Annotated in this window: 12 protein-coding genes; 10 read left to right on the top strand and 2 right to left on the bottom strand. The window is 71.6% G+C overall.

Annotated elements, in window-relative coordinates; genetic code table 11:
* Positions 1-31: 31 nt before the first annotated feature.
* The 3 genes from OG965_RS26040 (at position 32) to OG965_RS26030 (ending at position 4,533) form a co-directional block, all read left to right on the top strand.
* Positions 32-1,423, top strand: a complete 1,392-nt coding sequence (locus OG965_RS26040) for a class II fumarate hydratase (protein ID WP_371654476.1) — start codon at positions 32-34, stop codon at positions 1,421-1,423.
* A 98-nt stretch (positions 1,424-1,521) separates the two neighbouring features.
* Positions 1,522-2,196 carry a DUF402 domain-containing protein gene (locus OG965_RS26035; protein ID WP_371654475.1) on the top strand — a complete coding sequence of 225 codons (675 nt, stop codon included), beginning with the start codon at positions 1,522-1,524 and terminating at the stop codon, positions 2,194-2,196.
* A 237-nt stretch (positions 2,197-2,433) separates the two neighbouring features.
* Entirely contained in the window at positions 2,434-4,533 is a 2,100-nt protein-coding gene (locus OG965_RS26030) for a SpoIIE family protein phosphatase (protein WP_371654474.1), read from the top strand.
* A gap of 94 nt (positions 4,534-4,627) precedes the next feature.
* Here the strand turns inward: OG965_RS26030 and OG965_RS26025 are convergent, their stop codons facing one another.
* The gene (locus tag OG965_RS26025; protein ID WP_371654473.1) at positions 4,628-7,012 is read right to left on the bottom strand and encodes a transglycosylase domain-containing protein; all 2,385 of its coding nucleotides are present in this window, start codon (positions 7,010-7,012) and stop codon (positions 4,628-4,630) included.
* Positions 7,013-7,271: 259 nt separating this feature from the next.
* On the opposite strand from OG965_RS26025, the gene OG965_RS26020 reads away from it, so the two are divergent.
* The 5 genes from OG965_RS26020 to OG965_RS26000 are packed head-to-tail and all read left to right on the top strand — an operon-like array spanning position 7,272 to position 13,920.
* Positions 7,272-7,991, top strand: a complete 720-nt coding sequence (locus OG965_RS26020) for an ABC transporter ATP-binding protein (protein WP_371654472.1) — start codon at positions 7,272-7,274, stop codon at positions 7,989-7,991.
* A complete protein-coding gene (locus OG965_RS26015) occupies positions 7,988-10,330 on the top strand; it encodes an FtsX-like permease family protein (protein WP_371654471.1) in 2,343 nt (780 codons plus the stop codon). Before OG965_RS26020 ends, OG965_RS26015 begins: the two co-directional genes overlap by 4 nt.
* Positions 10,331-10,373: 43 nt before the next feature.
* Positions 10,374-10,898, top strand: coding sequence for a PadR family transcriptional regulator (locus tag OG965_RS26010; RefSeq protein ID WP_190089936.1), 525 nt, complete (start codon positions 10,374-10,376; stop codon positions 10,896-10,898).
* Positions 10,895-11,587, top strand: coding sequence for an ABC transporter ATP-binding protein (locus OG965_RS26005; RefSeq protein ID WP_371654470.1), 693 nt, complete (start codon positions 10,895-10,897; stop codon positions 11,585-11,587). Before OG965_RS26010 ends, OG965_RS26005 begins: the two co-directional genes overlap by 4 nt.
* The gene (locus OG965_RS26000) at positions 11,584-13,920 is read left to right on the top strand and encodes an ABC transporter permease (RefSeq protein WP_371654469.1); all 2,337 of its coding nucleotides are present in this window, start codon (positions 11,584-11,586) and stop codon (positions 13,918-13,920) included. Before OG965_RS26005 ends, OG965_RS26000 begins: the two co-directional genes overlap by 4 nt.
* Before the next feature lie 215 nt (positions 13,921-14,135).
* Here the strand turns inward: OG965_RS26000 and OG965_RS25995 are convergent, their stop codons facing one another.
* Positions 14,136-15,134 carry a LysR substrate-binding domain-containing protein gene (locus OG965_RS25995; RefSeq protein WP_371657061.1) on the bottom strand — a complete coding sequence of 333 codons (999 nt, stop codon included), beginning with the start codon at positions 15,132-15,134 and terminating at the stop codon, positions 14,136-14,138.
* Between the two features lie 140 nt (positions 15,135-15,274).
* Between OG965_RS25995 and OG965_RS25990 the strand changes: the two genes are divergently transcribed.
* Entirely contained in the window at positions 15,275-15,829 is a 555-nt protein-coding gene (locus OG965_RS25990; RefSeq protein WP_329159042.1) for a peroxiredoxin, read from the top strand.
* Between the two features lie 15 nt (positions 15,830-15,844).
* A complete protein-coding gene (locus OG965_RS25985; RefSeq protein WP_371654468.1) occupies positions 15,845-16,378 on the top strand; it encodes an alkyl hydroperoxide reductase in 534 nt (177 codons plus the stop codon).
* The last annotated feature ends 63 nt before the right edge of the window (positions 16,379-16,441 follow it).

Genomic DNA, 16,441 nt, shown 5'->3' with positions numbered 1-16,441 from the left:
AGTGCTCATCTTTACAAGGAGGTTCAAGAACATGAACGACAGTGAGTACCGCGTCGAGCACGACTCCATGGGCGAGGTGCGGGTCCCCGCGCACGCCAAGTGGCGGGCCCAGACGCAGCGGGCGGTGGAGAACTTCCCCGTCTCCGGACAGCGTCTGGAGCGCGCCCACATCGAGGCGCTGGCCAGGATCAAGGCGGCCGCCGCCAAGGTCAACGCCGAACTGGGCGTGCTGGACAAGGACATCGCGGGGGCGGTCCAGGAGGCGGCCGCGGAGGTCGCCGAGGGGCGGTGGGACGAGCACTTCCCGGTCGACGTCTTCCAGACCGGCTCGGGCACCTCGTCCAACATGAACATGAACGAGGTGGTGGCGACCCTGGCGAGCGAGCGCCTCGGCCGGGACGTCCACCCCAACGACCATGTCAACGCCTCGCAGTCGTCCAACGACGTCTTCCCCTCCTCCATCCACATCGCCGCCACGGCCGCCGTCACCGGCGATCTGATCCCGGCCCTGGAACACCTCGCCGAGGCCCTGGAGCGCAAGGCCGCCGAGTTCGCGGACGTGGTGAAGTCCGGGCGTACGCATCTGATGGACGCCACCCCGGTCACCCTCGGCCAGGAGTTCGGCGGCTACGCGGCGGCCATGCGCTACGGCGTGGAGCGGCTGCGGGCCTCGCTGCCCCGGCTCGCCGAGCTCCCGCTGGGCGGCACCGCCGTCGGCACCGGCATCAACACCCCGCCCGGGTTCTCGGCGGCCGTGATCGCGGAGGTGGCGCGGGCGACCGGCCTTCCGCTCACCGAGGCCCGCGACCACTTCGAGGCGCAGGGGGCGCGGGACGGCCTGGTGGAGACGTCCGGCCAGCTCCGCACGGTCGGCGTCTCGCTCACCAAGATCTCCAACGATCTGCGCTGGATGGCGTCGGGGCCGCGCACCGGACTGGCCGAGATCAACCTGCCCGACCTCCAGCCGGGCTCCTCGATCATGCCCGGCAAGGTCAACCCGGTCATCCCGGAGGCCGTGCTGATGGTCGCCGCGCAGGTGACCGGCAACGACGCGACGGTCGCGGCGGCGGGTGCGGCGGGCAACTTCGAGCTGAACGTGATGCTCCCGGTCATCGCCAGGAACCTGCTGGAGTCGATCCGGCTGCTCGCGAGCGTCTCCCGACTGCTCGCCGACCGCACCGTCGACGGGATCACCGCGAACCGCGAGCGGGCGCGGGAGTACGCGGAGTCCTCGCCGTCGGTCGTCACCCCGCTCAACAAGTACATCGGGTACGAGGAGGCGGCGAAGGTCGCCAAGAAGTCGCTGGCCGAGCGCAGGACGATCCGCGAAGTGGTCCTGGCGGGCGGGTACGTGGAGCGCGGCGACCTCACCGAGGCGCAGCTGGACGAGGCCCTGGACGTACTGCGGATGACCCGGCCGTGAGGCGCGGACGGTGCCGGTGCCGGAGCGATGACCGGGCGATGACCGCGGCCGTGACGCGGGTCGCAGCGCGGTCTTGACCGTGCTCCTAGGATCTGCGCATGACAGGTACCGGAGGCATGAACCACTGGGCGCCGGGGGACCAGATCCTCTGGCGCTACCGCGGCAATGCCCCCGGCCCGAACAGCCACGTCCACATCTGCCGCCCGGTGACCGTCGTCCAGGACACCGACGAACTGCTCGCCGTGTGGATGGCGCCGGGCACCGAGTGCGTCAAGCCCGTGCTCGTGGACGGCACCCCCGTCCACGAGGAGCCCCTCGCCACCCGCTACACCGCCCCGCGCACCACGGAGCGCGCGCGCTGGTTCGGCACCGGGGTGCTCAAGCTGGCGCGCCCCGGCGACCCCTGGTCGGTCTGGCTGTTCTGGGAGCGGGGCTGGCGCTTCCGGAGCTGGTACGTGAACCTGGAGGAGCCGCGCACGCGGTGGTCGGGCGGGATCGACTCCGAGGACCACTTTCTCGACATCTCCGTCTACCCGGACCGCACCTGGCAGTGGCGGGACGAGGACGAGTTCGCGCAGGCCCAGCGGGTGGGGCTGATGGACGCGGCCCAGGCCCGGCGGGTCCGGGCGGCAGGGGCGGCGGCGGTCGAGGTGATCCGGGCGTGGGGCAGGCCGTTCTCGGACGGGTGGGAGGAGTGGCGGCCCGATCCGCGGTGGCCGGTTCCGGCGCTCCCGGCGGACTGGGATCGCACCCCGGCGCATATGCCGTCGTGAGACCCTTGATGCGCCCCCGGGGTTCAAACGTAGGATCGTCCTCCGCAAGGCTGCGCATCGACAACGAGGGAACCCAGGGCGCAAATTGACCGTATGTCACCTCAAGGGGGGTCGGGACGTGAGCGGTGTCGCGGCCGCCCATGGAGCGGGTATACCGCACGAAGCGACTGCCTCGCGCATCCTTGCCCTGCTTCCAGCACGGTGGATGTCTCACTCCGGACGGACGGAACCCGACGCGTGACGGAGCACCAGCCCACTTCGCACGAGAGCCGGCACCAGGAGCAGCTGGCCCGGCCTCCTGAGGCGGCCCGGCCGCGCCCGGACGAGCCGGGCGCGGGCTCCGCCGCGCACTCCGCAGTGCCCGCTCCCCAGGCCACGGCTCCGGCCGCCCGGCGGGGCCAGGCCCGCGCGGCCACCGCCTCCGTGCCCGGCCAGCCCGAGCCGGGCTCGCGCGACCTCGCCCGTGATCTGGGCGCGGCGGCGACCGCGAGCGCGATGGGGGTGCCGCCCGGACGGGGTCCCTCCCAGTCCCCGGGCGACGACGTGCCCGGCGGCCCGGCCTCCGGCGCTCCCGGGGCCGGCAGCGGCGGCGAGATCCCCATCGGCGGGGACAGTGCGGCCGTGGCCCGCCGCGAGGGCGACCGGCTGCGGTTCGTGGGCGCCGCGACCCGCAGGATCGCGCGCGGCATAGACCTCGACGAGATCGTGCTCGGGCTGTGCCGGGCCACCGTCCCGACCTTCTCGGACGCGATACTCGTGCATCTGCGCGACCCGCTTCCGGTCGGGGACGAGCGGCCCGCCAGCCCCTTCGTGCTGCGGCTGCGCCGAACCGACCGGCTGCGTTTAGTCGATGAGTCCCTCCAGGAGCCGGAGGCGATCGACGCCCTGTCCCTGCTGAACGCCCAGACCGATCTGACGCCGGCCGCCGAGCTCTGCGAGGTCCGCACCGGCGGCGCCCTCGCCGAGGTGCTGCGCGGGGTGCGGCCGGTCTTCGGCGACTCCGTGCCCGCCCGGCTCGCCCTGGCCGAGTTGCTCGGCCCCGACCGCCCGGTCCCGGGCGGCCACCGGACCATACTCGCCCCGCTCCGGGGCCGGCGCCGCGTGATCGGCGCCGCCGTGTTCGTACGCGGCCTGGAGCGGCCCGCCTTCGAGGCGAACGACCTGCTGGTGGCGGCCCAGTTGGCCACCCACACCGCGCTCGGCATCGACAAGGCCGTGCTGTACGGGCGCGAGGCGTACATCGCCGACGAGCTCCAGCGGACCATGCTGCCGGACTCGCTGCCCCAGCCGACCGGCGTGCGGCTCGCCTCGCGCTATCTGCCGGCCGCCGAGACCGCCCGGGTCGGCGGTGACTGGTACGACGCGATCCCGCTGCCCGGCAGCCGGGTCGCGCTGGTCGTCGGCGACGTCATGGGCCACTCGATGACCTCGGCCGCGATCATGGGCCAGCTGCGCACCACCGCGCAGACCCTGGCCGGGCTCGACCTGCCGCCCCAGGAAGTGCTGCACCACCTCGACGAGCAGGCCCAGCGGCTCGGCACCGACCGGATGGCGACCTGCCTGTACGCGGTGTACGACCCGGTCGCCCACCGGATCACCATCGCCAACGCCGGACATCCGCCGCCGGTCCTGCTGCACCTGGGCGGGCGCGCCGAGGTGCTGCGGGTGCCGCCGGGCGCGCCGATCGGCGTGGGCGGGGTCGACTTCGAGGCGGTCGAGCTGGACGCCCCGGCGGGCGCCACCCTGCTCCTGTACACGGACGGCCTGGTGGAGTCCCGGCTGCGGGACGTGTGGACCGGCATCGAGCAGCTCCGCGAGCGCCTCGCCGCCACCGCCCAGCTGACCGGCCCGGACCACCCGCCGCCGCTCGAAGCGCTCTGCGACGACGTCCTGGACATGCTGGGCCCCGGCGACCGGGACGACGACATCGCGCTGCTCGCCGCCCGCTTCGACGGGATCGCGCCGAGCGACGTGGCGTACTGGTTCCTGGACCCGGAGGACTCGGCACCCGGCCGGGCCCGCCGACTGGCCCGGCGCGCCCTGGCCCGCTGGGGTCTTGAGGAGCTCACGGACTCGGTGGAGCTGCTGGTCAGCGAGGTCGTCACCAACGCCGTGCGGTACGCGGAGCGCCCGGTGACCCTGCGGCTGCTCAAGACGGACGTCCTGCGCTGCGAGGTCGGCGACGACTCGCCGCAGCTGCCCCGGCAGCGGCGGGCGCGGGACACCGACGAGGGCGGGCGCGGTCTGTTCCTGGTGAACCGGCTGGCCAGGCGGTGGGGCGCGACCCGGCTCTCCGGCGGCAAGGTGGTCTGGTTCGAGCTGGCGACCCGCCCCTGAGGCGATCGCCCGGCCCGTTGCCGGGCGGCAGGTGAAACGCGTCGGCCCCCCGCCCTGATGGGTGGGGGGCCGACCTGCGTGTCACGGGCGTGGGCTACGGCGTGTTGCCGCCGCCCTGGATGGTGCCCTGGTTCGTCCCGCCGTCGGCCGTTCCCGTGGTCGTCCCGCCGTCGGTCGTGCCGGTGGTGGTGCCGCCGTTGGTCTGACCGGTGGTCGTGCCGCCGTTGGTGGGCTGGCCGGTGGTACCGCCGTTGGTCTGACCGGTGGTGGTGCCGCCGTTGGTGGGCTGCCCGTTGGTGCCGCCGGTCGTCGGCGTGCGCGACGGGGTGTGGCTCGGCGTGCGCGACGGTGTCCGGCTCGGGGTGTGCGACGGGGTGTGCGAGGGCGTGTTGGACGGGGTGTTGGACGGCGTGGTCGCCGGGGTCTCGTCCGGCTGCTTGGCCGCGCCCTGGTCGGTGTCCAGGTCGAACTCGGAGTCGCTACTGCCGACCGCGTCGAAGGTGTACGCGGCCCAGATCCTCGCCGGAATGGAGCCACCGGCGACCCGGCCGTCGATGTCGGCGACGTCCTTGAGGGAGACCTGGCTGCCCTTGCCGACCGTGGTCTCCTTGCCGTCGATCTTCACCGTACGCGGCCCGGCGGCCTCGCCCCACAGACCGACGGAGGTCACCAGCGAGGGCGTGTAGCCGGTGAACCAGGCCGACTTGTTGTCGTCGGAGGTACCGGTCTTGCCCGCGACCACCTGCCCGTCGCGGTTGGACGCGTCCCGCACCGACCTCTTGGCCGTACCGTCGTCGACCACGCCGGTGAGCACCGAGGTGACGGCGTCGGCCGCCTCACGGCTGACCACCTGGTCGCCGATCGGGTCCGGCCTGTTGTACTTGGCCGTCTTGTGCTGGGCCGACTTGACGATGGACGGCGTGACCTTCTTGCCGTGGTTGTCGAGCGTGGCGTACGCGCCGGCCATCTCCATCGGGCTCGCGCCGTACGAGCCCAGGGTCATGGCGGGATGGGCGCCGACGCCCTTCATGTGGTTGAGGCCGAGCGCGACGGCTGTGTCCCGCAGCTTCGGAAGCCCCACGTCCACGCCCATCTGCGCGAAGACGCTGTTGACGGACTTGTTCATCGCCGTCTGCACGGTGATGGGGCCGTAGCTCTGGTCGTCCTCGTTGGGCGGCGCGTAGCTGTCGCCGCCCTTGCCCTTCACCGGGCGCTTGTTGTCGCCGTTGTAGATCGTGTTGGCCCGGATCTCCTTGCCGTCCTGCGTCTCGGCCTTGTCGTTGAGCGCGGCGGCGAGGATCAGCGGCTTGAAGGTCGAGGCGGGCTGGTAGGTGGCCGTCTTCGCGTTGCTGATCTGGTGCTTCATATAGTCCTGGCCGCCGTACAGCGCGACGACCGAACCGGTCTTCGGGTCCACCGAGACGGCGCCGGCCTGGACGTCCTGGTCGACCTTCTTCTTCTTGTCCAGCTTGCTGGTCAGCTCCTGCTTCACCGCGCCCTCAAGGAGCTGCTGCTTCTTGGGGTCGATGTTGAGCGTGATGGTCCAGCCGCCCTTGGCCAGATCCGCTTCGCTGATGCCGTTGTGGACGAGCTCTTCCTTGGCGGCCCGGACCATGTAGCCGGTCTGGCCCTCCATGCCGGGGTCGGGCTTGGGCTCGATCGGCACCGGGAACTTCATCGCCGCCCGCTGGGCCGCGTCCAGTTCCTTCATCTTGACCATGTTGTCGAGGACGTAGTTCCAGCGGTTGGTCACCAGCTTCTTGCCGGTCTCCGTGGCCACCGCCCAGTCGTACTGGCTGGGCGCCTGGAGCAGCGCCGCCAGATAGGCGCCCTGCTCGGTGGTCAGCTTGGTGGAGTCCACCCCGTAGTACGCCTGCGCCGCGGCCTGGATGCCGTAGGAGTTGCGGCCGTAGAAACTGGTGTTGATGTACCCGGCCAGGATCTCCTTCTTGTCGTACTTCTGGTCGACCTTGAGGGAGATCACCAGCTCCTTGAGCTTGCGGGTGACCGTCTGGTCCTGGCTCAGGTAGAAGTTCTTGACGTACTGCTGGGTGATGGTCGAGCCACCCTGCTTGCCCTTGCCGGAGAGGGTGTTCAGCAGGCCTCGGGCGGTGCCCTTGAAGTCGACGCCGGAGTCCTTGTAGAAGGACATGTTCTCGGCGGCGACGAAGTCCAGCTGGACCTTCTCGGGGATCTTGTCGAGCCCGACGACCTCACGGTTGAGCTGCCCGGTGCGGGCGATGATCTTGCCGTTGGAGAGCTTGTAGACGTTGCTCTGCAGCTGCGCCTGGGCGTTCGCCTCAGGGATCGGCGTCATCAGATAGATGATGTAGAAGCCGCCCATCGTGAGCAGGACGAGGCCGAAGAAGGTGCCGAGCATCTTCTTCCAGGTGAAGAGCCTGCGTATCCGCCCGCCCTTCTTCTGCGTGGTCCGGCGCGCACCGCGCTGCCGGGCCCGCCGCTCTTCCGCTCGGCCCATAACCTCAGTCGCTCGCCTTCTTGACTCGCCAGATCAGCTCAGAAAACTAACACCGCACGTGTGGACAAAGGGGAGCCCATCACGTCTTTTCCGTACGTGAGAATCAGCACCCGGTCCATGGGAACCGACTGACAAATGGCCCTGAGGGTTGCCAGAACCCAGGATCCTGCCCGTTTTTGCATGGGAATGTCATGTTCCCCCAGGCGCTATGCACCAGGGGTATACACACCGCGTATACCTAGTGCGTATAGTCCTCCTCATGTCACTCGGCTCGTCATCCGGCCCGTCGTCCGGCCCCCTGCTCAGCGCGAGCGGGCTGCGCAAGGCCTTCGGCTCCACACCCGCCCTCGACGGCGCGGACTTCACCCTCTCCCCCGGTGAGGTCGTCGCCGTCATGGGGCCCTCGGGGTCCGGGAAGTCCACGCTGCTGCACTGTCTCGCCGGGATCGTCCGGCCCGACGCGGGGACCATCACGTACGACGGGCGCGACGTGACCGCGATGAACGACACCCGGCGCTCGGCCCTGCGCCGCCGCGACTTCGGGTTCGTGTTCCAGTTCGGCCAGCTCGTGCCCGAGCTCACCTGCGCCGAGAACGTGGCGCTGCCGCTGCGGCTCGACGGGGTGCGCCGCAAGGACGCCGACCGCGCGGCGATGCACTGGCTGGAGCGCCTGGAGGTCGACGGAGTCGCCCGGCGGCGGCCCGACCAGATATCCGGCGGCCAGGGCCAGCGCGTCGCCGTCGCCCGCGCCCTGGTCACCGCGCCCCGGGTGGTCTTCGCCGACGAGCCGACCGGCGCCCTGGACTCGCTCAGCGGCGAGCTGGTGATGCGACTGTTCACCGAGGCCGCCCGGGACACCGGCGCGGCCGTGGTCCTGGTCACCCACGAGACCCGGGTCGCCGCCTACTCGGACCGCGAGATCACCGTCCGCGACGGCCGCTCCCGCGATCTCACGCCCGCCCCGGCCGGTGCCCGGTGACCCGCCGCGTCCGCGAGCTGGCGCTCGGCGCCAAGTTCGCCTTCACCGGCGGCCGCGAGGGCTGGATCCGTACGCTGCTGACCGCGCTCGGCGTGGGGCTCGGGGTCGCGCTGCTCTTCGCGGCCGCGTCGATCCCGCATGTCAACCAGGCGAGCAGCGCGCGCGGCGACGCCCGGGTGCCCGCCGCCTCCGGCAGCAAGAAGCCGTTCGAGCGCTCCGACAGCTCGGTGCTCTTCGACATGGTGGGCACCCAGTACCGCGGCGAGTCCCTCGGCGGACTCCTGCTGCGCCCCGAGGGCAAGCACCCCGCCGTGCCGCCCGGTCTGAGCGCCCTGCCCGGCCCGGGTGAGATGGCCGTCTCGCCCGCCCTGCGCGAGCTGCTCGACTCGCCGAAGGGCGAACTGCTGCGCCAACGGCTCCCGTACGAGGTCACCGCGAGCATCGGCGACGCCGGGCTCCTCGACCCCACCGAGCTCTTCTTCTACGCGGGCAGCTCGACCCTCAGCCAGGCGGGCGGCGCCCTTCGCACCGACAAGTTCGGCGGCGAGGTCCAGAAGCTGCCGCTCAACCCGGTCCTGGTGGCGCTCACCGTGGTGGCCTGCGTGGTGCTGCTGCTGCCGGTGATCATCTTCATCGCCACCGCCGTACGGTTCGGCGGCGAGCGCCGCGACAAGCGGCTCGCGGCCCTGCGCCTGGTCGGCGCCGACACCGGGATGACCCGGTGGATCGCGGCCGGGGAGGCGCTCGCGGGCTCGGCGCTCGGTCTGCTGCTCGGAACGGTCCTCTTCCTCTTCGGCCGCGAACTCATCGGCGGCGTCCGCTTCTGGAGCTTCGCCGCCTTCCCCGCCGACTTCACCCCGGCCCCCGCACTCGCCGTGCTCGTACTGCTCGCCGTGCCGCTCGCGGCCGTCGTGGTCACCCTCTTCACGATGCGCTCGGTGGCCGTCGAGCCGCTGGGCGTCGTACGGGCCGCCAAGCCCCGTCGGCGCAGGGTGTGGTGGCGGCTGCTGCTGCCCGCGGCCGGGGTCACCGTCCTCACCGTGTCCCCCAAGGCGGGCGTGGACGAGGGCGTCACCGACCCGAACCTGGTCGCGCTGGGCGCGATCCTCACCCTGACCGGTCTCGCGACGCTGCTGCCGTGGCTGGTGGAGGCGGCGGTCGCCCGGCTGCGCGGCGGCCCGGTCGCCTGGCAGCTGGCCGTACGCAGGCTCCAGCTCGGCGGCGGCACCGCGAGCCGGGCCGTCGCGGGCATCACCGTGGCGGTGGCGGGCGCCATCTCGCTCCAGATGATGACCACCGGCATCCACGCCGACTTCGTCCGCACCACCGACCAGGACCCCAGCCGCGCGCAGATCGACGTCACCGCGAGCTTCCCGAGCGGCGAGCGCGCCCAGCGGATGATCCACGACTTCCGCGCCACCAAGGGCGTCGAGGCGGTGATCGGCACGGTCGAGACCTACGCGACCCGGCCCGGCCACTACACCGGGGGCCAGATCCAGCCCACCACCACCCTGACCGTGGGCGACTGCGCCACCCTCGCGGAGCTCGCCCGCATCCCCTCCTGCCGGGACGGCGACACCTTCGTCGTCCACCCCGCGGACGACAAGCGGCTCAGCGCGTGGGTGGACGAGACCGCGCGGCCCGGCGAGGTGGTCAACCTGGACACCTCCTCCGACTACGACTCCTCGGTGAAGCCGGTCCTGTGGACGCTGCCCAAGTCGGCCCGCCCGGTCCTCTCCCGGCCCGACCCGATGGGCGAGAACCGGTACGGCATCTTCGCCACCCCCGGCGCCGTCGACGTCACCAAGCTCCCGTCGGCCGAGACGAAGGCCATGATCAAGGTCGACCGGAAGGTGCCGGACGCCGACGAGTACGTACGCAACACCGCCGCGGCCATCGACCCGGCCATGACCGTGCGCACCATCGACAACGTCGAGCGCGACAAGCAGTACGCCAGTGTCCAGAGCGGGCTGCGGACCGGGGCGATCGCCACCATGCTGCTGATCGCGCTGAGCCTGCTCGTCTCGCAGATCGAGCAGCTGCGCGAGCGCCGCAGGCTCCTCTCGGTCCTGGTCGCCTTCGGCACCCGGCGCTCCTCGCTCGCCCTGTCCGTGCTGTGGCAGACCGCCGTGCCGGTCGTCCTCGGGGTCGTGCTCGCGGTCGCGGGCGGCACCGCGCTGGGCGTGGCCCTGCTCGACATGGTCGGCAAGGAGGTCACCGACTGGTGGCTTTTCCTGCCGCTCGCGGGCACCGGTACCGTCGCCGTCCTGGTGGTGACGCTGCTCAGCCTGCCCCCGCTGTGGCGCCTGATGCGCCCCGACGGCCTCCGTACCGAGTGACCCGACCACCGTCCGCAGACGTACAGCAGAAAGGCATCTGAGCATGTCCATCGGCCACACCCTCCTCGGACTCCTTGAGTCGGGCCCGCGCCATGGGTACGACCTCAAGCGCGCCTTCGACGAGAAGTTCGGGCACGACCGCCCGCTGCACTACGGGCAGGTCTACTCGACCATGTCGCGCCTGCTGAAGAACGGCCTCGTGGAGGTCGACGGCGTGGAGGCCGGCGGCGGCCCCGAGCGCAAGCGGTACGCGATCACCGAGGCCGGCATCACCGATGTCGAGGCCTGGCTCAAGCAGCCGGAGAAGCCCGAGCCGTACCTCCAGTCGACGCTCTACACCAAGGTCGTCCTCGCGCTGCTCACCGGCCGCAGCGCCGGGGACCTGCTCGACACCCAGCGGGCCGAGCACCTGCGGCTGATGCGCATCCTCACCGACCGCAAGCGCCGCGGCGACCTCTCCGACCAACTGATCTGCGACCACGCCCTGTTCCACCTGGAGGCGGACCTGCGCTGGCTGGAACTGACCGCCGCCCGCCTCGACCAGCTCGCCACGGAGGTACGCGCATGACGCCCGCCGGCTCCCTGCTCCTCGCCAAGGACCTGCGCAAGTCGTACGGGTCCACGCCCGCCCTCGACGGCGCGGAGTTCTCCATCCACCCCGGCGAGGTCGTCGCCGTCATGGGCCCGTCCGGCTCGGGCAAGTCGACGCTGCTGCACTGCCTGGCCGGGATCGTCACGCCCGACTCGGGGACGATTGTCTACAACGGCCGTGAGCTGTCGGCGATGAAGGACGCGGAGCGCAGCGCGCTGCGCCGCAGCGAGTTCGGCTTCGTCTTCCAGTTCGGCCAGCTCGTCCCCGAGCTGACCTGTACGGAGAACGTGGCCCTGCCGCTGCGGCTGACCGGGGTGCGGCGCAAGGAGGCCGAGCGCACGGCGCTGTCGTGGATGGAGCGCCTGGAGGTCGACGACCTCGGGAACAAGCGGCCCGGCGAGGTCTCCGGCGGCCAGGGCCAGCGCGTCGCCGTGGCCCGCTCGCTGGTCACCTCGCCGCGGGTGATCTTCGCGGACGAGCCGACCGGCGCCCTCGACTCGCTCAACGGCGAGCGCGTGATGCAGCTGCTCACCGAGGCCGCCCGGTCCACCAACGCGGCGGTCGTCCTGGTCACCCACGAGGCCCGGGTCGCCGCCTACTCCGACCGGGAGATCGTCGTACGCGACGGAAAGTCCCGCGACATGATGCTGGAGCACTCCGTATGAACAGGCTCCGCGACCTCTCCCTGGGGGCCAAGTTCGCGCTCACCGGCGGCCGCGAGGGGTGGACGCGCACGCTGATGACGGCGATCGGCGTCGGGCTCGGCGTGGCGCTCCTGCTCGCCACCACCGCCCTGCCGGGCGCGCTCTCGGCGCGGGACGCGCGCGACAACGCGCGCAACGACTACGGCGCCGGGCAGGAGACGCCCGCGGCCGCCGACACCATGCTGATCGCCCGTACCGACACGGTCTTCGACGGTGCGGACATCCGCGGCCGGCTGACACAGCCCGAGGGCGACCGGGCGCCGGTGCCGCCGGGTCTGTCCGCGCTGCCCGCGCCCGGCACGATGGTGGTCTCGCCCGAGCTGCGCGACCTGCTGGAGTCGCCCGGCGGCAAACTGCTGCGCGAGCGCGTCCCGTACAAGATCACCGGCACGATCGGGCACGCGGGCCTGCTGGGCCCGCACGAACTCGCCTACTACGCGGGCAGCGACGCCCTCAAGGGCCGCAAGGCGCTGAACTCGGACCGGATCGACATCGAGCGCATCAAGACCTTCCCCGACAAGAAGGCGGGCGAGCCGATCGACCCGATCCTGGCGCTGCTCATCGTGATCATCTTCGTGGTGCTGCTGCTGCCGGTCGCGGTCTTCATCGCGGCAGCCGTCCGCTTCGGCGGCGACCGGCGCGACAAGCGCCTCGCGGCGCTGCGGCTGGTGGGCGCGGACAGCCGGATGACCCGGTGGATCGCGGCGGGCGAGGCGCTGGCGGGCTCGCTCCTGGGGCTCGCCCTCGGCACGGTGTTCTTCCTGATCGCCCGCCAGTACGTGGGTGAGGTCACGATCGCCCGGCTCAACGTCTTCCCCTCCGACCTGAACCCCAGCGCGGCGCTGGCGCTCCTGGTGGGAGCGGCGGTGCCGGCGGCGGCGGTCGGGGTGACGCTGTTCGCGCTGCGCGGAGTGGTGATCGAACCGCTCGGTGTCGTACGGACGTCGGTGCCGCGCCCGCGGCGCCTGTGGTGGCGTCTGCTGCTGCCGGTGGTCGGACTCGGCCTCCTCGTGCCGATGTTCGACAAGGGCCGTGACACCGGCTTCTACAACCAGACCCAGGTGATCGGCGGTACGGTCCTGCTGCTCATCGGCGTGTCGGCGCTGCTGCCGTGGCTGATCGAGACGGTGGTGCGGCGGCTCGGCGGCGGCGGGGTCGGCTGGCAACTGGCCGTCCGCCGCCTCCAGTTGAACTCGGGCGCCGCGGCCCGCCTGGTGAACGGCATCGCGGTGGCGGTGGCCGGGGCGATCGCGCTGCAGATGCTCTTCAGCGGCATCGAGGGCGACTACGTGACGTCCAGCGGCGAGGACACGGCCCGCGCCCAGATGGTCGTCCCGGTGTCCTCGGACCTGTCCAAGGCCGAACAGGCGCGCCGCGAGGAGAACCTGAGGGCGGTGCCGGGCGTGACGGGCACGACGACGCTGGGGAACGTCGGCCTGCACACCCAGGCGCGGAACCCGGAGGACCAGAAGTACGTCGAGATGGCGGTGGGCGACTGCCGGGCCTTGCGCGAGGTGGGCGAGCTGACCTCGTGCAAGGACGGCGACGTGTTCGTGGCGAGCGGCGGCGAGTTCGGCGGGGAGGGCGCGGCGGCGGGCGCGAAGCTGTACTTCTCCCCGACGGACGGCGGGAACCGCAAGGAGACGGAGATCGCCTACACGGTGCCGCGCGACGCGCGGACGGTCCCGGCCCGGACGGACCCGGTGGGCATCAAGCGCGGCGGCCTGCTGGTCACGCCGGGAGCGATGCGCAACCTCGCGAAGGCGCGGGTGTACTACACGACGTACGTGACGACGCGGCCGGGCGACGCGCTGGTGGCCGACCGGGTCCTGAACGCGGCGTGGGCGGCGGACCCGTTCACGCGGGCGCGGCAGCTCAACGACGAGAAGACCGCGGTCAAGTTCGCCGGTGTCCGACGGGGCCTGTACATCGGCGCCGCCGCGGTCCTGCTGCTGATCGGCACGAGCCTGCTGGTCTCCATGCTGGAGCAACTGCGCGAACGCAAGCGCCTGCTCTCGTCCCTGGTCGCCTTCGGCACCCGCCGCACGACCCTGAGCTGGTCGGTCCTGTGGCAGACAGCGGTCCCGGTGGCCCTGGGCCTCACCCTGGCGGCGGGCGTGGGCCTCGGCCTGGGCGCGGTCCTGCTCCGCATGGTCGGCCACCCGATCCACGTCGACTGGCCGTCGGTGGCGGGGATGGTGGGGATCGGCGGGGCGGTGGTGTTGCTGGTGACGGCTTTGTCCCTGCCACCGCTGTGGAGGCTGATGCGACCGGACGGGTTGCGAACGGAGTGACTCTGCGGGGCGCGGTGTGTTGCCTGCGAGCCGGTGGGGGCTGAGCGCGCAGTTCCCCGCGCCCCTGAGGGGCGGGCCCCATCGGCACCGGATACCCCCAACCCCCTAGGGGCGCGGGGAACTGCGCGACCAGCCCAAGACGGCCCGCAGACGAACGGGGTCCGGGGCGCAGCCCCCGGGAAACGAGCCTCCACCCCCACCCACCCCCGGAGGGTTTAGGGAAGGGGCGGGGAGGGGCACAACCGCACAGGCAACACCCCCAGCGCTCCCCGCAACGCCCCCGCGAACTCCTCGAACTCCCCCTGCCGCGCCGCACCCGAGCGAATCGCCAGAGCCACCCGCCGCGACGGAGCCGGATCCGCGAAGTACCCGGTGACCAGGCGGTCGTTGCGGGACGTCTCCACCCGCAGAGCCGTACGCGGCAGCAACGTCACCCCCAGCCCACCCGCCACCAACTGCACCAGCGTGGACAGCCCCGCCGCGGTCGTCGTCACGGCCGCCCCTTCCTCCCGCCCCGCCTCCCGGCAGATGTCGAGCGCCTGGTCGCGCAGGCAGTGGCCCTCGTCGAGCAGCAGGAGGTCCAGCTCGCGCAGCGCCTCGCGCGGCACGTCCGTACGCCCGCCCAGCCAGTGCTCCTGCGGCATGACCAGCACGAAGTCCTCGTCGAAGAGGGGGAGTTCGGTTACGCCGGGAACGCCCAGCGGGACCGCCAGGAGCAGGACGTCCAGACGTCCCGCCGCCAGCCCGTCGAGCAGCGACGACGTCTGCTCCTCGTGGACCTGGAGGTCCAGCTCCGGGTACCGGTCGTGGACCAGCCGCAGCACCGTCGGCAGCAGATACGGCGCCACCGTCGGGATCACCCCGAGCCGCAGCACCCCGGTGAACGGGGCCCGTACCGCCTCGGCCTCCTCCAGGAGCGACCCCACCGCGTCCAGGACCGCCTTCGCCCGCAACGCGAGGCGTTCCCCGGCGGGCGACAGGAGCACCCGGCGCGTGGTGCGCTCCAGGAGCTGCACCCCCAGCGCCTCCTCCAGCGCGGAGACCGCCCCGGACAGCGCGGGCTGGCTCATTCCGATCGCCGCCGCCGCGTCCCGGAAGTGCAGATGCTCGGCCACCGCCGCGAACGCCCGCAGCTGCGCCAGGCTCGGCTGTTTGACGGGCTTCACAGCCGTCCGGACCCGCGCCGCGCCCGCGCCGCCCGCACCATTACTTATAGCCACTGATAAGCACCTCCGATCACGATGACCGAGTCTAGCTATTTCCCTGATCAATGCCTCCTGTGACACCATCCGGAATCCGTCCAACCCCCAGGGAAGCCCCCAAAAAGGATCCTTCCCGATCGCAAGGAGAGCGCGTGCTCACTGTCGGTGACAAGTTCCCCGAGTTCGACCTGACCGCCTGCGTGTCGCTGGAAAGCGGCAAGGAGTTCGAGCAGATCAACCACAAGACCTACGAGGGCAAGTGGAAGATCGTCTTCGCATGGCCCAAGGACTTCACCTTCGTGTGCCCGACCGAGATCGCCGCTTTCGGCAAGCTGAACGACGAGTTCGCCGACCGTGACGCCCAGGTCCTCGGCTTCTCCGGCGACTCCGAGTTCGTGCACCACGCCTGGCGCAAGGACCACCCGGACCTGACCGACCTGCCCTTCCCGATGCTGGCCGACTCGAAGCACGAGCTCATGCGTGACCTCGGCATCGAGGGCGAGGACGGCTTCGCGCAGCGCGCCGTCTTCATCGTCGACCAGAACAACGAGATCCAGTTCACGATGGTGACCGCCGGTTCCGTGGGCCGTAACCCCAAGGAGGTCCTGCGGGTCCTCGACGCCCTGCAGACCGACGAGCTGTGCCCGTGCAACTGGACCAAGGGCGAGAACACCCTGGACCCGGTCGCGCTGCTCTCCGGCGAGTGAACGGACTGATCTGACATGGCTCTCGACGAACTGAAGTCCGCCCTCCCGGACTACGCCAAGGACCTGAAGCTGAACCTCGGCTCGGTCATCGGCAACAGCGAGCTCCCGGCCCAGCAGCTGTGGGGCACGGTCCTCGCCTGCGCCATCGCCTCGCGCTCGCCGAAGGTCCTGCGCGAGCTGGAGCCCGAGGCCAAGGCCAACCTCTCCCCCGAGGCGTACACCGCCGCCAAGGCCGCTGCCGCGGTCATGGCGATGAACAACGTCTTCTACCGCACCCGCCACCTGCTCTCCGACCCGGAGTACGGCACGCTGCGGGCCGGTCTGCGGATGAACGTCATCGGCAACCCGGGCGTGGAGAAGGTCGACTTCGAGCTGTGGTCGCTGGCCGTCTCCGCGGTCAACGGCTGCGGCCAGTGCCTCGACTCGCACGAGCAGGTCCTGCGCAAGGCCGGTGTCGACCGCGAGACGATCCAGGAGGCCTTCAAGATCGCTTCGGTGATCCAGGCCGTGGGCGTCACGCTGGACGCGGAAGCGGTGCTGGCCGAGTAGGCCGCGCCCGTACGAGAAGGGCCCCCGACGCCATCGTCGGGGGCCCTTCTCGTACGTGCAGTG

The sequence above is a fragment of the Streptomyces sp. NBC_00224 genome, from assembly GCF_041435195.1.
GTDB lineage: Bacteria > Actinomycetota > Actinomycetes > Streptomycetales > Streptomycetaceae > Streptomyces.
Note: the sequence above shows the minus strand (reverse complement) of the source record. Positions and strands in the feature narration are given on the sequence as shown.